15 protein-coding genes are annotated in these 15,531 nt (G+C 73.9%); 11 read left to right on the top strand and 4 right to left on the bottom strand.

Annotated elements, in window-relative coordinates; all coding sequences use genetic code 11:
- Positions 1 to 161: 161 nt before the first annotated feature.
- The gene (locus OG470_RS27660) at positions 162 to 1,307 is read left to right on the top strand and encodes an oxalate decarboxylase family bicupin (protein ID WP_328416867.1); all 1,146 of its coding nucleotides are present in this window, start codon (positions 162 to 164) and stop codon (positions 1,305 to 1,307) included.
- Positions 1,308 to 1,367: 60 nt separating this feature from the next.
- Here the strand turns inward: OG470_RS27660 and OG470_RS27655 are convergent, their stop codons facing one another.
- Positions 1,368 to 2,453, bottom strand: a complete 1,086-nt coding sequence (locus OG470_RS27655; protein ID WP_328416866.1) for a DUF3866 family protein — start codon at positions 2,451 to 2,453, stop codon at positions 1,368 to 1,370.
- Positions 2,454 to 2,513: 60 nt separating this feature from the next.
- Positions 2,514 to 3,533 carry a cation diffusion facilitator family transporter gene (locus OG470_RS27650; RefSeq protein ID WP_328416864.1) on the bottom strand — a complete coding sequence of 340 codons (1,020 nt, stop codon included), beginning with the start codon at positions 3,531 to 3,533 and terminating at the stop codon, positions 2,514 to 2,516.
- A 127-nt stretch (positions 3,534 to 3,660) separates the two neighbouring features.
- On the opposite strand from OG470_RS27650, the gene OG470_RS27645 reads away from it, so the two are divergent.
- The 6 genes from OG470_RS27645 to OG470_RS27620 all read left to right on the top strand — a co-directional run bounded on the left by OG470_RS27645 (position 3,661) and on the right by OG470_RS27620 (position 8,559).
- A complete protein-coding gene (locus OG470_RS27645; protein WP_328416862.1) occupies positions 3,661 to 4,659 on the top strand; it encodes a helix-turn-helix transcriptional regulator in 999 nt (332 codons plus the stop codon).
- Complete coding sequence (locus OG470_RS27640; protein WP_328416860.1) at positions 4,656 to 5,750, top strand: helix-turn-helix transcriptional regulator; 1,095 nt, start codon at positions 4,656 to 4,658, stop codon at positions 5,748 to 5,750. Before OG470_RS27645 ends, OG470_RS27640 begins: the two co-directional genes overlap by 4 nt.
- A gap of 10 nt (positions 5,751 to 5,760) precedes the next feature.
- On the top strand, positions 5,761 to 6,006 hold the full coding sequence (locus tag OG470_RS27635) for a hypothetical protein (protein WP_328416858.1): 246 nt from the start codon (positions 5,761 to 5,763) through the stop codon (positions 6,004 to 6,006).
- A gap of 181 nt (positions 6,007 to 6,187) precedes the next feature.
- Positions 6,188 to 6,481, top strand: a complete 294-nt coding sequence (gene tatA / locus OG470_RS27630) for a Sec-independent protein translocase subunit TatA (protein ID WP_252414657.1) — start codon at positions 6,188 to 6,190, stop codon at positions 6,479 to 6,481.
- 18 nt (positions 6,482 to 6,499) lie between these two features.
- Positions 6,500 to 7,453 carry a twin-arginine translocase subunit TatC gene (gene tatC / locus OG470_RS27625; RefSeq protein ID WP_328416852.1) on the top strand — a complete coding sequence of 318 codons (954 nt, stop codon included), beginning with the start codon at positions 6,500 to 6,502 and terminating at the stop codon, positions 7,451 to 7,453.
- 167 nt (positions 7,454 to 7,620) lie between these two features.
- Positions 7,621 to 8,559, top strand: a complete 939-nt coding sequence (locus tag OG470_RS27620; protein ID WP_328416850.1) for a diacylglycerol kinase — start codon at positions 7,621 to 7,623, stop codon at positions 8,557 to 8,559.
- Here OG470_RS27620 and OG470_RS27615 read toward each other — a convergent pair.
- Positions 8,522 to 9,436: an EamA family transporter gene (locus tag OG470_RS27615; protein ID WP_328416848.1), complete on the bottom strand. Its 915-nt coding sequence runs from the start codon at positions 9,434 to 9,436 to the stop codon at positions 8,522 to 8,524. The two genes, OG470_RS27620 and OG470_RS27615, sit on opposite strands and share 38 nt — an antisense overlap.
- A 70-nt stretch (positions 9,437 to 9,506) precedes the next feature.
- Here OG470_RS27615 and OG470_RS27610 point away from each other — a divergent pair, with 70 nt between their 5' ends.
- Positions 9,507 to 10,361 (top strand): LysR family transcriptional regulator, encoded by an 855-nt coding sequence (locus tag OG470_RS27610; protein ID WP_328416846.1) that lies wholly within the window; start codon positions 9,507 to 9,509, stop codon positions 10,359 to 10,361.
- Positions 10,362 to 10,411: 50 nt separating this feature from the next.
- Here the strand turns inward: OG470_RS27610 and OG470_RS27605 are convergent, their stop codons facing one another.
- Positions 10,412 to 11,182, bottom strand: coding sequence for an HAD family hydrolase (locus OG470_RS27605; RefSeq protein WP_442930995.1), 771 nt, complete (start codon positions 11,180 to 11,182; stop codon positions 10,412 to 10,414).
- Positions 11,183 to 11,268: 86 nt separating this feature from the next.
- Between OG470_RS27605 and OG470_RS27600 the strand changes: the two genes are divergently transcribed.
- The 3 genes from OG470_RS27600 (at position 11,269) to OG470_RS27590 (ending at position 15,516) form a co-directional block, all read left to right on the top strand.
- Positions 11,269 to 14,070 carry a DEAD/DEAH box helicase gene (locus OG470_RS27600; RefSeq protein WP_328416844.1) on the top strand — a complete coding sequence of 934 codons (2,802 nt, stop codon included), beginning with the start codon at positions 11,269 to 11,271 and terminating at the stop codon, positions 14,068 to 14,070.
- A gap of 164 nt (positions 14,071 to 14,234) precedes the next feature.
- A complete protein-coding gene (locus tag OG470_RS27595; RefSeq protein WP_328416842.1) occupies positions 14,235 to 15,128 on the top strand; it encodes an MHYT domain-containing protein in 894 nt (297 codons plus the stop codon).
- Positions 15,129 to 15,144: 16 nt separating this feature from the next.
- The gene (locus OG470_RS27590) at positions 15,145 to 15,516 is read left to right on the top strand and encodes an ArsR/SmtB family transcription factor (RefSeq protein ID WP_328416840.1); all 372 of its coding nucleotides are present in this window, start codon (positions 15,145 to 15,147) and stop codon (positions 15,514 to 15,516) included.
- The last annotated feature ends 15 nt before the right edge of the window (positions 15,517 to 15,531 follow it).

Raw genomic sequence — 15,531 nt, 5'->3', positions numbered from 1 at the left:
CCGCGACGACGCCGCTTCCGCATCGGTGCCGGTGGCTGGCCCCGGGGGGCCACCGCTGGCCCGACCGGGCCCCCGGGTCGGGCAACCGTCGCCGGTCGCCGGACGCCCGCAGCCGCGGAGCCGCCCGGTGGCAACGGCGGGTCCGACGGAGGGAGCGAGCGATGACGGGCGGGGACAGCGCGGCGCCACAGCCGCAGCGGGGGCAGGCCGGCTGGCAGGATCCCGGGCCGCGTGACGTGGTCCGGGACCGGCAGAACCCGGATCTGCTGACCCCACCGAGCACGGACGCGGGCACACTGCCCAACCTGCGGTTCTCCTTCTCCGACGCGCACACCCGGATCCAGCGCGGCGGCTGGACCCGGGAGGTCACGGTGCGGGAGCTGCCGATCGCCACCGAGCTCTGCGGCGTGGACATGGCGCTGGAGCCGGGCGCGTACCGGGAACTGCACTGGCACCAGCAGTCCGAGTGGGCGTACGTGTCACGCGGCAGCTGCCGGATCAGCGCGGTCGACCAGGAGGGCCGCAATTTCCTCGACGACCTGCGCGCCGGCGACCTGTGGTTCTTCCCCAAGGGCGTGCCGCACCACATCCAGGCCCTCGACGAGGGGGTGGAGTTCCTGCTGGTCCTCGACGACGGGGCGTTCACCGAGAACGGCACGTTCCTGATCAGCGACTTCTTCGCGCACACCCCGAAGGACGTGCTGGCCGAGAACTTCGGCTGGCGGCCCGAGCAGCTCGACTCGCTGCCGGAGCGGGAGAAGTACATCTTCGCCGGGGAGGTGCCGCCGCCGCTGGAACGCGACCGGGTGGTGAGCCCGACCGGGGACGTGCCCCGGACGCTGAGCCACCGGCTGCTCGCGCAGCAGCCGCAACGGTTCCCGGGCGGTCAGGTGCGCATCGCCGACGTGAACCAGTTCGCGGCGGCCACCACCATCTGCGCCGCGCTGGTGGAGGTCGACCCGGGTGGGATGCGCGAGCTGCACTGGCATCCCACCGACGACGAGTGGCAGTACTACATCTCCGGCCACGGCCGGATGGGCGTGTTCGCCAGCACCGGCGTGGCCGGCACCTTCGACATGCGCTCCGGCGACGTCGGGTACGTGCCGTTCGCGTACGGCCACTACATCGAGAACCTCGGCACCGAGCCGCTGGTCTTTCTGGAGATGTTCCGCAAGCCCCGGTTCGAGGACATCTCCCTGACCCAGTGGATGGCGAACACTCCACCCCAGGTCATCTCGGACACCCTCAACCTGCCCCGGGAGATGATCGAAGCCCTGCCCCGCGACAAACGCCCCCTGGTGCGCTGACCGACGGCCGACCCGCTCCGGCCCAGAACCGGGCCGGGGTCGGGCCGGGGTCGGGCCGGGTCAGGGCAGCAGGGTGGCGGCGTGGCGGCCGGCCGCCGCGGCGGCGAGGAAGTAGGCGTGGTCGGCGTCGAGGCCACGGCCCATGGTGGACAGCGGCACGGTGCTGGCCCGCAGCGCCGCGTCGAGGCCGGTGACGGGCACCCGGACGATCCGGTGTCGGGCCGCCAGCGGGACCAGCGCCGCGTCCACCTCGGCGGCCAGCGCCGGGTCCAGGTCGTCGGGCACCACCAGCTCCGCCGGGGCGAGCGCCACCCGGCCGTACGCGGTGAGGCTGTGGTGGGACACGCCCCGGTGCCGGGGGCGGGGGTCGGCGGCGGAGATCCGCAGTGACCCGACCGGCCGGCCGCCCAGCGTGGCGACCGCGTTGACCGCCTCGCCGACGGCGACCCCGGAGAAGCCCCACCGGGTGCCCGTGCCGAGGTTGCCGGGCCCCTGCGCGACCACCGCCACGTCGGCGCGCAGCACGTACCGGGCGGCGAGCAGGCCGCCGTGCAGGGTGGTGGCCTCCAGGTCGCCGCCGAACGCCTGCCCGACGGTGATCGTCCCGGCAAGGTCGGCGCGCAGCCCGGCCAGGGTGCGGGAGAACCAGGCCGGCAGCGCCCCACCGTCGGTCAGCAGGTACGCCACCCGGGCGTGCGGGGCGTCGGCCCGGATGCCGGCCAGGATCGCCGGCAGAGCCGAGTGCAGGTCGGCGGTGACCACCGGCAGCCCGCCCAGGTCGTCGGCGTCGGCCAGGACGTCCCGGTGCGGGGACGCCTCCTCGTCGACGCCGAGCAGGATCGGTTGCAGCGGGGTGTAGCGGGCCTTGACGAGGTGCCCGGTGTCGCGGGTGTCGCCGGAGGCCGGCGGGTCGGGCGGCAGCCGGTCCGGCAGCGCCACCACCAGGGCGTACCCGCCGGTGCCCAGCCCCATCAGCAGCGCACCGACGTTGAGCAGCACCCGGTCGCCGGGCTCGGGCGTGCCGACCAACTCCGGGTAGGCCAGCGCCCGCATGCGGGTGCCGTCGGGCAGGTCGACGTCGAGCTCCATCGCCCCGGTCCACTGCCGCCGCAGCGCCGCCACCGTCCCCGCCCGCCATCGCACCATGACGGGCACGCTAGCCGCGCGGGCCCGGCGTCCCGCGCCCGGGTGGTCCGGCGACGTGGTTCAGGTCGGGTCGGGTGCGCCGCCGGCGTCCGGGCTCGGGCCGGCCTGGGTGTTTCGCGCCTGGCCGCCGGCGCCGGGCAGCGAACGGGTCGGGTCGAGGAAGACGTAGCGGATCTCCGGGAACCGCCCGGTGAGCCGCCGCTCGGCCTCGTCGGCGGTGGCCTCGATGGCCGCGCCGGTGGCCTCGTCACGAAAATCGACCTTCGCGGCGACCAGGATGTCGTCCGGGCCGAGCTGCATGGTCAGCAGGGTGTCGATCCGCTCCACCTCGGGCAGCCCGGCCATCTCCTGCTCGATCACGCGGCGCAGCCGCTCCGGGACCGCCCGGCCGACCAGCAGGGACAGGTTGTTGCTGGCCAGGATCCCGGCGACCGTCAGCAGCAGCAGCCCGATCAGAATCGACGCGACGCCGTCCCACACCTCGTCGCCGGTGGCCTCGGACAGGCCGACCCCGAGCCCGGCCAGCAGCAGACCGATCAGCGCCGCGCTGTCCTCCAGGAAGACCGCCTTGACGGTGGTGTCGGCGGTCAGCCGCAGGAACCGCCGGGGAGTGGTCTTCCAGCGCCGGGACTCGCGGCGGACCTGCCGCACGGCCCGGGCCAGCGAGATGGACTCGATGACGAACGACACCCCCAGCACGATGTACGAGACCAGATAGTCGCCGCTGTGCTGGTGCACCAGGATGGTGGTGACGCCGTGGGTGACGGCGAAACCGGCGCCCGCGACGAAGGTGAACATGGCCGCGAAGAACGCCCAGACGTAGCTTTCCTTGCCGTACCCGAAGGGGTGCCGGGTGTCCGCGGGCCGGGCGCCCCGGCGCAGCGCCTGGTAGAGCAGCACCTCGGTGGTGGTGTCGGCGATCGAGTGTGCCGCCTCGGAGAGCATCGCGGCCGAGCCGGAGATCAGCCCGGCGATCAGCTTGGCCACCGCGATGGCGAGGTTGGCGGCGCCGGCGACGACCACGGTGCCGACGCTCTCGGTCTTGACGCCCGCTTCCGCCTTGACGCCCACTTCCGCCATGAGAGTCACCCTATGACCGGCGACGACACCCCGCCGGGCTGCCGGCCCGGACACCCCGATCCGAACAGATGTGCGGCACGCCCGCGCGGATGCACGTCCCGGGCGCGTCGGCTGCTAGCGTCTACCCGTGTCGCGGACCCGCACCGAACGCCTGGTCAACCTGGTGATCTGCCTCCTGTCCACGCGACGGTTCCTGACCGCCGCGCAGATCGCCGCGACCGTGCCCGGCTACGAGCACGATCCCGACGACGCGCGCGACCACGAGGCGTTCCAGCGCAAGTTCGAACGGGACAAGGCCGAGCTGCGTGAGCTGGGCGTGCCGCTGGAGACCGGAACGGCCAGCGTCTTCGACGCCGAGCCCGGCTACCGGATCGCCCATCGCGAGTACGCGCTGCCCGACATCCCCCTCGAACCGGACGAGGCCGCCGCGGTCGGCATCGCCGCCCGGCTGTGGCAGCACGCCGGGCTCGCCGCCGCCGCGTCATCCGGGCTAGCCAAGCTGCGCGCCGCCGGGGTGGACGTGGACCCGCAGGCCACCCTGGGCCTGGAGCCGATGGTCACCGTCGACCCGGCGTTCGCGCCGCTGACCGCCGCCGCCCGGGATCGCCGCGAGGTCGGCTTCGACTACCGGGTGCCCGACCGGGACGCGCCCAGTCGCCGCCGGCTGCAGCCGTGGGGCGTGGTCTGCTGGCGCGGCCGGTGGTATGTGGTCGGCCACGACCTCGACCGCGCGGCGACCCGCTGCTTCCGGCTGTCCCGGGTGGTCGGCTCGGTCCGGGTGACCGGCGCGGCCGGCGGATATCAGCCGCCGGCCGGCGTCGACCTGATCAGCCACGTGGCCCGCTGGTCCGGCCCGGTGGAGCGCACCGGCCGGGCCACCGTGCTGGCCGCACCGGGCCGGGCCGCCGGGCTGCGCCGCTGGGCGGTGGAGGTGACCGCCGGGACGGACGGTGACCGGCTGGTCCTGCCGTACGCCGACCCGGACGGGATCGCCGGCCACCTCGTCGGGTACGGCCCGGACGTGCGGGTGCTCGACCCGCCGGAGGTCCGCGAGGCGGTCATCCAGCGTCTCAAGGAGATCGCCGCCCGGCACGACGACCTGGCTGTCACCGGGGGTGCCCGGTGACCCGGCCGGCTGCCCGCGGCGGCTCCCGGGCCTCCGCAGACCGCCTGGCCCGGCTTCTGAACCTGGTGCCCTACCTGCTGGCGCGACCGGGGATCGAGGTCGCCGAGGCCGCCGGCGATCTGGGCGTCACCGAGCGACAGTTGCGCGAGGACCTGGAGCTGCTCTGGGTGTGCGGGCTGCCGGGTTACGGCCCCGGTGACCTGATCGACATGGCCTTCGACGGCGACCGGGTGACCATCACCTACGACGCCGGCATCGACCGGCCGCTGCGGCTCACCCCCGACGAGGCGTTGGCCCTCGTGGTGGCGCTGCGGATGCTCGCCGAGACACCCGGGGTGGCCAACCGGGAGGCCGTCGAGCGGGCCCTCGCGAAGATCGAGGACGCCGGGGACCTGGTGGGCGCGCCGGTGGCGGTCCGGCTGCCGGGGGACACCCGGCGGGTGGAGGCGCTGCGCGCCGCCGTAGAGGGCGGCCGGGCGCTGCGGATCACCTACTACACGGCGGCCCGGGACGAGACCACCGACCGTGTCATCGACCCGCTGCGGATGCTGATGGTCGGCGGCCGGGCGTACGTGGAGGCGTGGTGCCGGCGCGCCGAGGCGGTCCGACTGTTCCGGGCCGACCGGATCGACGCGATCACCGAGCTGGACGAGCCGGCCGCCGCGCCACCGCAGGCCGTCCCGCACGACCTCACCGAGGGTGTCTTCCGTCCCTCGCCCGACCTGCCGCTGATCACCCTGCGGATCGCCCGCAGCGAGCGGTGGATCACCGAGTACTACCCGTGCGAGCGGGTGGAGGCCGGCGACGGCGACCAGTGGCTGGTCTCGCTGCGGGTGACCGACCTGGGGTGGGCCCGCCGGTTCGTGCTCGGCCTCGGCCCGGACGTCACCGTGGTCGCCCCGGTCGAGCTGGCTGAGCAGGTCCGGGCGACGGCGGCCGCCGCGCTGGACGCGTACGCCGTGCCGGCGCCCACCGCCGCACCCCGGCGGCCCGAGGCCGACCAGGCGACGCCCGAATCCGCGACACCTGGCCCGTCCGACCGGGCGGGCGCGCCCTCGGGCGACCCGGCGGTGGCCGGCCGCACCCAGTAGGCTGACCGCCGTGCTGAAATGGATCGTGCTCGCGGTGGTGCTGCTCCCGCTCGTGGCGCTCGCGCTGGCCGTGCGGCCGGTGCTGACCCGGCTGCCCCGGCTGCGCCGCGCCGCGGCGGCGTTGCAGCGACGGGCCGCCGAGGCCGAAGGGCTGCGGGAGACCGCCGAGGCGCTGCAGCAGCGTGCCGAGGGTGTCCAGCGCCAACTCGACACCGCCCAACGGCGGCTCGCCGTGATCAAGGCCAAGCGCGGCTGATCGACCCCGTCCACGGCGCCTCGAGCGGCTGCCCGGCGGGTGGTTGACGGATCATCCGCGTTGGTCAAGACTTCACCGGCCGGGCCGGACCATCACCCCCCGGCGGGTGGCGTCCCGCCGATCCGCACGTACGATGGGCTGCGTACCACCCCCCGGACACACAGAGCGACTGGAGCTTCTCATGGGTGCCCTCAAGCCGTGGCACATCGCGGTTCTCGTGGTTGTGCTGATCCTGCTCTTCGGTGCGAAGCGGCTCCCCGACGCTGCGCGCTCGCTGGGCCGTTCGCTGCGGATCATCAAGGCCGAGACCAAGAGCCTGCAGGATGACGACCGCGACCTCGCCGAGAAGGCCGACGCGCAGGCCGGCTACCAGCCGCTGCCGCCGCACGCCGGGCAGCCGCAGCAGGCGCCGTACCAGGCCCCGCCGCAGCAGCAGCCGGTCGTCGACCCGGTGCACCGCGTCCGCGACAACTGATCGAGAGGCCCGAGCACCGTGGCCTTCGCACTGCGTAAGCGCGGCCCGAGCAGTTTCGAACGGGCCGCCGACGGCTCGATGACGCTCATCGAGCACGTCCGCGAGCTGCGCAACCGCCTGTTCCGTGCCTCGCTGGCGATCCTGATCGGCTTCGGCATCGGCATCTGGCTGGCGACGCCGGTCCGGGTGCTGCTGTCGAAGCCGTACTGCGACCTGCCGGCGTCGATGGACCCGATCAGCGGGAAGTGCAAGTTCGTCCAGCTCGGCGTTGCGGACGTCTTCCTGTTGAACCTGAAGATCGGCCTGTGGGTGGGCCTGATCATCGCGGCGCCCATCTGGCTCTACCAGCTCTGGGCGTTCATCGCGCCCGGGCTGCACCGCAACGAGCGGCGCTACGCCTACATCTTCACGGCCCTGGCGGCGCCGCTCTTCGCCGCCGGTGCGGTGCTGGCCTTCTTCGTCACCACCAAGGGCCTCGAGTTCCTGCTGAATGTGTCCGGCGATGACATCTCGACCAACCTGGAAGTCACCCGGTACATATCGTTCGTCACCAACTTGATCTTGTTGTTCGGGGTGGCGTTCGAGTTCCCGCTGATCGTGCTGATGCTCAACTTCGTGGGCCTGGCCAGCGGGAAGAAGCTGCTCGGTTGGTGGCGGGTGGCGATCTTCGTGTTCTTCGCCTTCTCCGCCGTGGTGACCCCCACCCCGGACCCGTTCGGGATGACCGCCCTGGCGCTCTGCCTCTCCGCGCTCTACTTCGCCGCGGTCGGGGTCGCGTTCCTCAACGATCGCCGGCGAGGGCGCGGCAAGGAGGTCTACGCCGGCCTCGACGACGACGAGGTGTCGCCGCTGGAGCACGACGCCGAGCCGGTCGAGGCCGGGCAGCGGATCGACATGGCCACGCCGGTCGGCGCAGCCGATCCGATCGCCCCACCGGCCCCGATCGAACGTCGCTACGACGACATGACCTGACGACCCCGCGCCGCCCGGTCCGCCGACGCCGTCCCCGCTTGCCGGGGGCGGCGTCGCCGCATGTGCCGGCGACGAGACCGCCACCCCCGCTGCACCGTGCGCGCGGACGCCGGCACCGATGGTGACGTCGCCGCCCCCGGTGACCGGCGGGCATCCGACCGGTTACGGTGCTGCCCGTGACCGCAGACGATCACCCGCCCGGCCCGCACACCGGGGGTCCCGTCGCCGTGCTCATCAACCCGACGGCCGGAAGGGGACGGCACCGCGCCCTGCTGCCCCGGCTGCTCGACGGGCTGTCCGCCGCCGACCGACCGGTCCGGCTGCTGTCGGCGTCCAGTCCCGGCGAGGCGGAGGCGGCCTGCCACGCCGCGGTAGCCGACGGCGCCGGTGCGCTGGTCGCGGTCGGCGGGGACGGGACCGTGCACCGGGCGCTGCAGGCTGTCGCCGGCACCGATGTGCCGTTCGGCGCGGTGCCGGCCGGTACCGGTAACGACTTCGCCCTCGACACCGGCTTCCCGGCCGATCCGCTGGCGGCGGTGACGGTGATCGCCGAGGCGCTGCGTGCCGGCCGGAGCCACCTCGTCGACCTCGCCTCGATGACCGGCGCTGACGGCGTCCAGCGCTGGTACGGGGCGGTCCTCGCGGCCGGATTCGACGCGATCGTCAACGAGCGGGCCAATCGGATGCGCTGGCCGCGTGGCCCTCGCCGGTATGACCTGGCGATCCTCGTCGAGCTGGCACGGTTGCGGCCCCGCCGGTACACGCTGCGCCTGGACGGGGAGCAGCACGAGTTGGACGCGGTGCTGGTGGCGGTGGGCAACTGCCCGACCTACGGCGGGGGGATGCGGATCTGCCCCGACGCCGACCCGACCGACGGGCTGCTCGACGTGGTGGTGGGTGGCCGGATCAACCGGCGCACCCTGATCCGGGTCAAGCCGCGCATCTACCAGGGCACCCACGTCAGCCACCCCCTGGTCCGCACGTACCGGGCACGGACGGTGGAGCTGACCGCCGAGGGCATCACCACCTACGCCGACGGCGAGCGCTCGCTGGACCTGCCGGTGACGATCACTGCCGTGCCGGGCGCCCTGCGGCTGCTGCGCTGACCCGTACCGCGCCGATGCTGGCCGCGATGACCAGCACGATGGCGGCGCACTCCAGCAGGGTCAACGCCTGCCGCAGCACCAGCCAACCGGCCAGCGTGGCGATGGCCGGGCCGAGGCTCATCAGCACCGCGAACGTGGCCGTGGGCATCCGGCGCAGCGCCAGCAGCTCCAGCGTGTACGGCAGCCCGGAGGCGAGCACCGCGAGGGCCGTGCCGAGCGCCAGCACGGCCGGGTCGAGCAGCGCGGCGCCGCCGTCGATGATCCCGAGGGGCAGGGTGACGAGCGCGGCGAGGGTCAGCGCCAGGGCCAGCCCGTCCGCGCCCGGGAACCGGCTGCCGACCCGGGCGCTGAGCACGATGTACGCGGCCCACATGGCGCCCGCGCCGAACGCGAAGGCCACCCCGGCCGGGTTCAGCCGGTCGAAGCCGCCCTGCCCGAGCAGCGCCACCCCGGCCAGCGCCAGCCCCGCCCAGCACCAGCTGGCCAGCCGGCGGGCGGTGAACACCGACAGCGCCAGTGGGCCGAGCACCTCCAGGGTCACCGCCGGGCCCAGCGGGATCCGCTCGATGGCCTGGTAGAACAGCGAGTTCATGCCGGCCAGTGCCAGCCCGAACGCGCCCGCCGCGGCCCAGGCCGCCCGGTCGTGGCCGCGCAGTCGGGGCCGGCAGACGATGAGCAGCAGCACGGCCGAGATCGTCAGTCGCAGGGTCACCGCGCCGGCCACCCCGCTACGCGGGAAGAGCAGGGCGGCCACGGCGGAGCCGAACTGCACCGACAGCGCCCCACCGAGCACCATGCCCACCGCGCCGACGCCACCGGCTCGGCCGGTCGGCGCGGGAGCGGGTGTCGGCCGGTCGGGCAGCAGGGTGTCGGTCACGGTGGCGACGCTAGGGGACGCGGCGCGGGGGAGGGAAATGCCGGTTCCACTGCGGTTATGCTCCCCAGTTATGACCGTGGAGCTGCGGCACCTGCGTGCCTTCCTGGCCATCGCCGAGGAGGGCAGCATCACCCGCGCCGCCGGGCGACTCCGGGTCACCCAGCCCGCGCTGTCGCGCACGCTCCGCCAGCTGGAGGACCATCTGGGGATCCGGTTGGTCGACCGGTCCACCCACCATCTGCACCTGACCCCGGCCGGCCGGTCGCTGCGTGACCGGGCCGCCGCCGCGGTCGCGGCCGTCGACGACGTGCTGGACCCGGGGTACGCCGCCGGGCGCCCGCTGCGGCTCGGGCACGCCTGGTCGGCGCTGGGCGGGCACACCGTCACCCTGCTGCGCCGGTGGCGGCGCGCCCACCCCGACACGCCGCTGGAGTTGCTCCGCATCGACGACCGCAGCGCAGGGCTGGCCCGGGGCGCCGTGGACGTCGCGGTGCTGCGCCAGCCGGTCGATCTGCCCGACGTACGCACCGTGCGGCTGCTCACCGAGCCCCGGCTGGCCACCGTGCCGGCGGACAGCCCGTTGGCCGAGCGGGCCGTGCTCACCCTGGCCGACCTGGTCGACCAGCCCCTCGCGGTGAACACCGCCACCGGCACCACCACGCTCGACCTCTGGCCGGCGGGCGCCGCGCCGGCGACCGTGGTGCCGGTGGTGAACACCGACGACTGGCTCGCCGCGATCAGCGCCGGTCGGGCGGTCGGGGTCACCACCTCCGCGACCGCCGCGATGTATCCCACCCCGGCGGTGGCGTACCGGCCACTCACCGACGCTCCCGACATCACCGTGCTGCTGGCCTGGCGGCACCCGCCCCGACACCCGGGCGTCGCCGACCTGGTCGCACTCGCCCACGAGGTCGTCGCCGGCTGACCGCACCGCCTGGTGTGATGACCCGGCGAGCCCGGGCCGATCAGGCGCGCTCAGGCCGTCAGGGCCAGGTCCAGCACGGCGCCCAGCCCGTTCTCCCGGCCGGGGTCGGCGGCCGGCAGCACCAGCACCGCGCAGCCGGCGGCCACCGCGCCCGCGTCCGCCGGCGAGTCACCGACCATCAGCGTCTGCTCCGGGTCGACGCCGAGCATCCCGCAGGCGCGCAGGAAGATCGCCGGATCGGGCTTGCACCGCCCCACCTCGTACGAGAGCACGAACGCGTCCACCAGCCCGGTCAAGCCCCAGGCGTCGAAGTGCGGCCGCAGGTCGAAGCCGATGTTGCTGACCACCCCCACCCGCACGCCAGCGTCGCGCAGCGCGCTCAGGGTGGGGGCGGTGTCCGGGTACGGCACCCAGCCCTCGGCGATCAGCAGTCGCTCGTACAGGGCGTCGGCGAACCCCTCGATGCCCGCGTCGACGGTCTCGGCCAGCCCCGTGTACGCGCCCCGGTGGGCGTGCTCGTAGAGATCCCGGTCGGACCACAGCTCGGCCAGCCGTGGCGGCACCCGGGCCGGCAGTGGGCCGCCCGCCCGCCCGGCGGTCAACAGCCGGTCGGCCAGCGAGGTGGCCCGGACCCGATCCAGGGTGACCCCGCACGCCGCCGCGGCCGACAGCACCCACTGCCGGGGCTCCTCCACCTGCGCCAGGGTGCCGTGGAAGTCAAAGAGCACCGCCTTGACGGGCCGTCGGGACGCCCGGGGGGCGGCGGCGTCTTCGGCGCTGCCCGGCGGACGAGTCAGGGGCGGTTCGGCATGGTCCGGCACGCCGTGCACCCTACCGACCGCCCCCGGCGGCGCCTCCAGACGGCCTTGTCGGGTGTCCTGTCCCGGCACGCACTAATCTTGGAACCATGTCGAGCCCCGCCGAGCGGTACGTCGCGGCGCGCCGCCGGGCCGCACAGGCCTCAGAGTTTCCGGCGCTGGACGAGTTCGCCCTTGACCTGGGGTTCGACCTCGACGACTTCCAGCGGGAGGCGTGTCAGTCCCTGGAGCGGGGCAGCGGGGTGCTGGTGTGCGCCCCCACCGGAGCCGGCAAGACCGTGGTCGGGGAGTTCGCCGTACACCTGGCGCTGCGCGGGCGGCCCGGCGACCCGGCGGCGTCCGACGATCCGGCGACCCCACCGGTCCGGCGCAAGTGCTTCTACACCACGCCGATCAAGGCGCTGTCCAACCAGAAGTACCACGACCTGGTCGCCCGGTACGGCGCCGCGCAGGTCGGTCTGCTCACCGGCGACAACGCGATCAACGGCGACGCGCCGGTGGTGGTGATGACCACCGAGGTGCTGCGCAACATGCTCTACGCGGGCTCCAGCACCCTGCAGGGGCTGGCCTACGTGGTGATGGACGAGGTGCACTACCTCGCCGACCGGTTCCGCGGCGGGGTGTGGGAAGAGGTGATCATCCACCTGCCCGCCTCGGTCACCCTGGTTTCGCTGTCGGCGACCGTCTCCAACGCCGAGGAGTTCGCCGACTGGCTGGTCACCGTGCGCGGCGAGACCGCCGTGGTGGTCAGCGAGCACCGGCCGGTGCCGCTGTGGCAGCACATGCTGGTCGGCAAGCGGATGTTCGACCTGTTCCACGACGCCGACGCCGCCCGCAAGCACGACGTGCACCCGGAGCTGCTGCGCTACACCCGCGACACCGTCCGCCGCCTGGAGCTGGGGGAGGGGCGCAGCGCCGGACCCGGCGCCGGCCGGCGCGGCCCGCGCTGGCGTGGCCCGATGCGCCCGGACATCGTCGACCGACTCGACCGTGAAGGTCTGCTGCCGGCGATCCTGTTCATCTTCAGCCGGGCCGGCTGCGCCGCCGCGGTGCAGCAGTGCCTCGCCGCCGGGCTGCGGCTCACCTCGCCCGAGGAGCGGGCCGAGATCCGCCGGGTGGTCGAGTCCCGGGTCACCGCCATCCCCGGCGAGGACCTGTCGGTGCTGGGCTACTGGGAGTGGCTCGACGGGTTGGAGCGCGGCCTGGCCGCCCACCACGCCGGCATGCTGCCGGTGTTCAAGGAGATCGTCGAGGAGCTGTTCGTCCGGGGCCTGGTCAAGGCGGTCTTCGCCACCGAGACCCTCGCGCTGGGCATCAACATGCCGGCCCGCTGCGTGGTCCTGGAGCGGCTGGTCAAGTACAACGGCGAGGCACACGTCGACCTGACCCCGGGGGAGTACACCCAGCTCACCGGGCGGGCCGGCCGGCGCGGCATCGACGTCGAGGGGCACGCCGTGGTGGTGTGGTCCCCGGAGACCGACCCGCGGCACGTGGCCGGGCTCGCCTCCACTCGCACCTACCCGCTGCGCTCCAGCTTCCGGCCCTCGTACAACATGGCGGTGAACCTGGTCGGCACGGTCGGGGCGGAGCCGGCCCGAGCCCTGCTGGAGTCCTCGTTCGCCCAGTTCCAGGCGGACCGGTCGGTGGTCGGCCTGGCGCGGCAGGTGCAGCGCAACACCGAGACCATCGAGGCGTACGGCGCGGAGGCCGCCTGCCACCACGGCGAATTCGACGAGTACTTCGCGCTGCGGGTGGCGATCGCCGACCGGGAGAAGGCCATCGCCCGGCAGGGGCAGTCCCAGCGCAAGGCCGCCGCGGTGGCGTCTCTGGAGCGGCTGCGGATCGGTGACGTGATCCGGGTGCCGTCGGGCCGGCGGGCCGGGCTGGCCGTTGTGCTGGACCCGGCGACCGGCGGGTTCGGCGAGCCCCGGCCCCTGGTGCTCACCCAGGACCGTTGGGCCGGGCGGGTCAGCCCCGGCGACTTCACCACCCCGGCCGAGGTGCTGGCCCGGATCCGGGTGCCCAAGCACTTCAACCACCGCTCGCCGGGCGCCCGGCGCGATCTCGCCGCCGAGGTCAGCGGCACCGGCCTGGACCGGCACGGCGGCCGACGCGGTGGCCGCTCCCGGCAGGTGACCGGCGAGGACCACCGGCTCACCCAGCTCCGCACCGAGCTGCGCAACCACCCCTGTCACGCCTGCCCGGAGCGGGAGGAGCACGCCCGCTGGGCGGAGCGGCGCCGGCGCCTGGAGCGCGACACCGAGGAGTTGCGCGAGCGGGTCTCCGGGCGTACGGGCTCGTTGGCCCGGACCTTCGACCGGATCGTCGCCCTGCTGACCGAGCGCGGCTACCTCGCCCGCGACGGCGCGGTCACCGACGCCGGTCGGATGCTCGGCCGGATCTGGACCGAGGCGGATCTGCTGGTCGCCGAGTGCCTGCGCCGTGGCGTGTGGGACGGGCTCACCCCGGCCGAGCTGGCCGCCGCGGTGTCCGTGGTGGTCTTCGAGGCGCGCCGCGACGTCGACGAGCGGGCGTCGCTGCCCCGCGGGCCGGTGGCCGACGCGGTGGACGAGACGCTGAAGCTGTGGGGCGAGATCGAGGCCGACGAGGCGGCGCGCGGCCTGACCGCGACCCGGGAGCCCGATCTCGGCTTCGCCTGGCCGGTCTTCCGGTGGGCCCGAGGCGAAGCACTGGCCAAGGTGCTCGGCAGCGGTCACGAGATCGACGGCGAGATGCCGGCCGGTGACTTCGTCCGGTGGGCGCGGCAGGTGGTCGATCTCCTCGGTCAACTTGCCGACTCCGGCGGCGCGTCGCCGGAGCTGCGCTCCACCGCCCGGCAGGCGATTTCGGCCATCAACCGGGGCGTGCTGGCCTACCACACCTCCGCCTGATCATCACTTTCGGTCATCGCCGCTGAGCAATCGACGCATCACACGGTCACCGCAACAGCACCCCCCGAATTGGGCCCGGGGCGCTGTTGCGCCTGCTCCGGGCACCCCCGATCATTGCCCGGGCGCTTCCGTACGCGCCGGTAACGAATGGGGAGAAGGCCGCCGTGGCGGAGATCAATCACTTTGAGTACGGGTGGATCACACCCGCGCTGAGCTACGCGCTGTCCGTCCTCGGTTCGGTCCTCGGGCTCATCTGCGCCGGGCGTATCCGTACGGCCGGAACCGCCGGCCAGCGTGCCTGGTGGGGGCTGCTGGCCGCCTGGGCCATCGGCGGCACCGCCATCTGGGCGATGCACTTCATGGCCATGCTCGGCTTCGCCGTCGACGGCACCCGGATCCGGTACGACGTACCGCTCACCGCGGCCAGTACGGTCATCGCCGTGGTGGCGGTCGGCATCGGTCTGGCCATCGTGGGCACCGGCCGGCTGAACCCGGTACGGCTGGTCGCCGGCGGCATCTTCACCGGTGCCGGCGTGGCCGCCATGCACTACACCGGAATGGCGGCGATGCGCCTGAACGGCAGCCTCGGCTACGACACCACCCGGGTCGCGCTCTCGGTGGTGATCGCGGTAGTGGCGGCCACCGTCGCACTGTGGCTCGCCATGACCGTCCGCCGACCACTGGCGATCTTCGCTTCCGCGCTGGTCATGGGCGTCGCCGTGAACGGCATGCACTTCACCGGCATGAGCGCCCTCTCGGTGCACCAGCACGAGGCTGAGGGTGGCGTGACCGATGTGGCCGGCACCGGGATGGGCAACCTGCTGGTGCCAATCGTGTTGGCGGTGATCTTCGGCGTGGTTGGTCTGCTCTACGCCCTGCTCGCCGCGCCGACCGACGACGACCGGGCCGCCGCCGCGTACCTGGACGCCCGGCGGGCCCCGGAGTCGGCTGTCGCGCCACCCACCGCCGCCCCGGACCCGGTCGGGCTGCGCGCCCGATCCACTCTCGGTCAGCCCGGCACGCCGTTCCCGTCCCGGCGGGAGATGCCGCCCCGCTGACGCCGACTGTGAAACGATGGAAGACGTGGGAGCTGCGAAAACTGGTATGCCTGCAATCTCGCCGCTGGCCGGCGAGCCGATCAAACGCGCCGATGCCGAGCGGCTCGCGGGAGTGCTGAAGGCATTCGCCGATCCGGCCCGGCTGCGACTGCTCAGTCTGATCCAGGCCGCTCCGCAGGGCGAGGCGTCCGTGACTGACCTCACCGCGCCGCTTGGCCTCTCCCAACCGACCGTGAGTCATCACCTTCGGATCCTCACCGAGGCCGGCCTGCTCGAGCGCGAGAAGCGCGGCGTCTGGGCGTACTACCGCCTTGTGCCCTCCGCGATCGCGGCAATCGCCGACCTGCTGACGCCGCCTCGCAAGCGGGCAACGAAGAAGACCCGCTGAGCGCCACCACCGAGG

The organism is Micromonospora sp. NBC_00389 (assembly GCF_036059255.1).
Classification (GTDB): domain Bacteria; phylum Actinomycetota; class Actinomycetes; order Mycobacteriales; family Micromonosporaceae; genus Micromonospora.
This window is presented reverse-complemented; position numbering and strand designations above follow the sequence as displayed.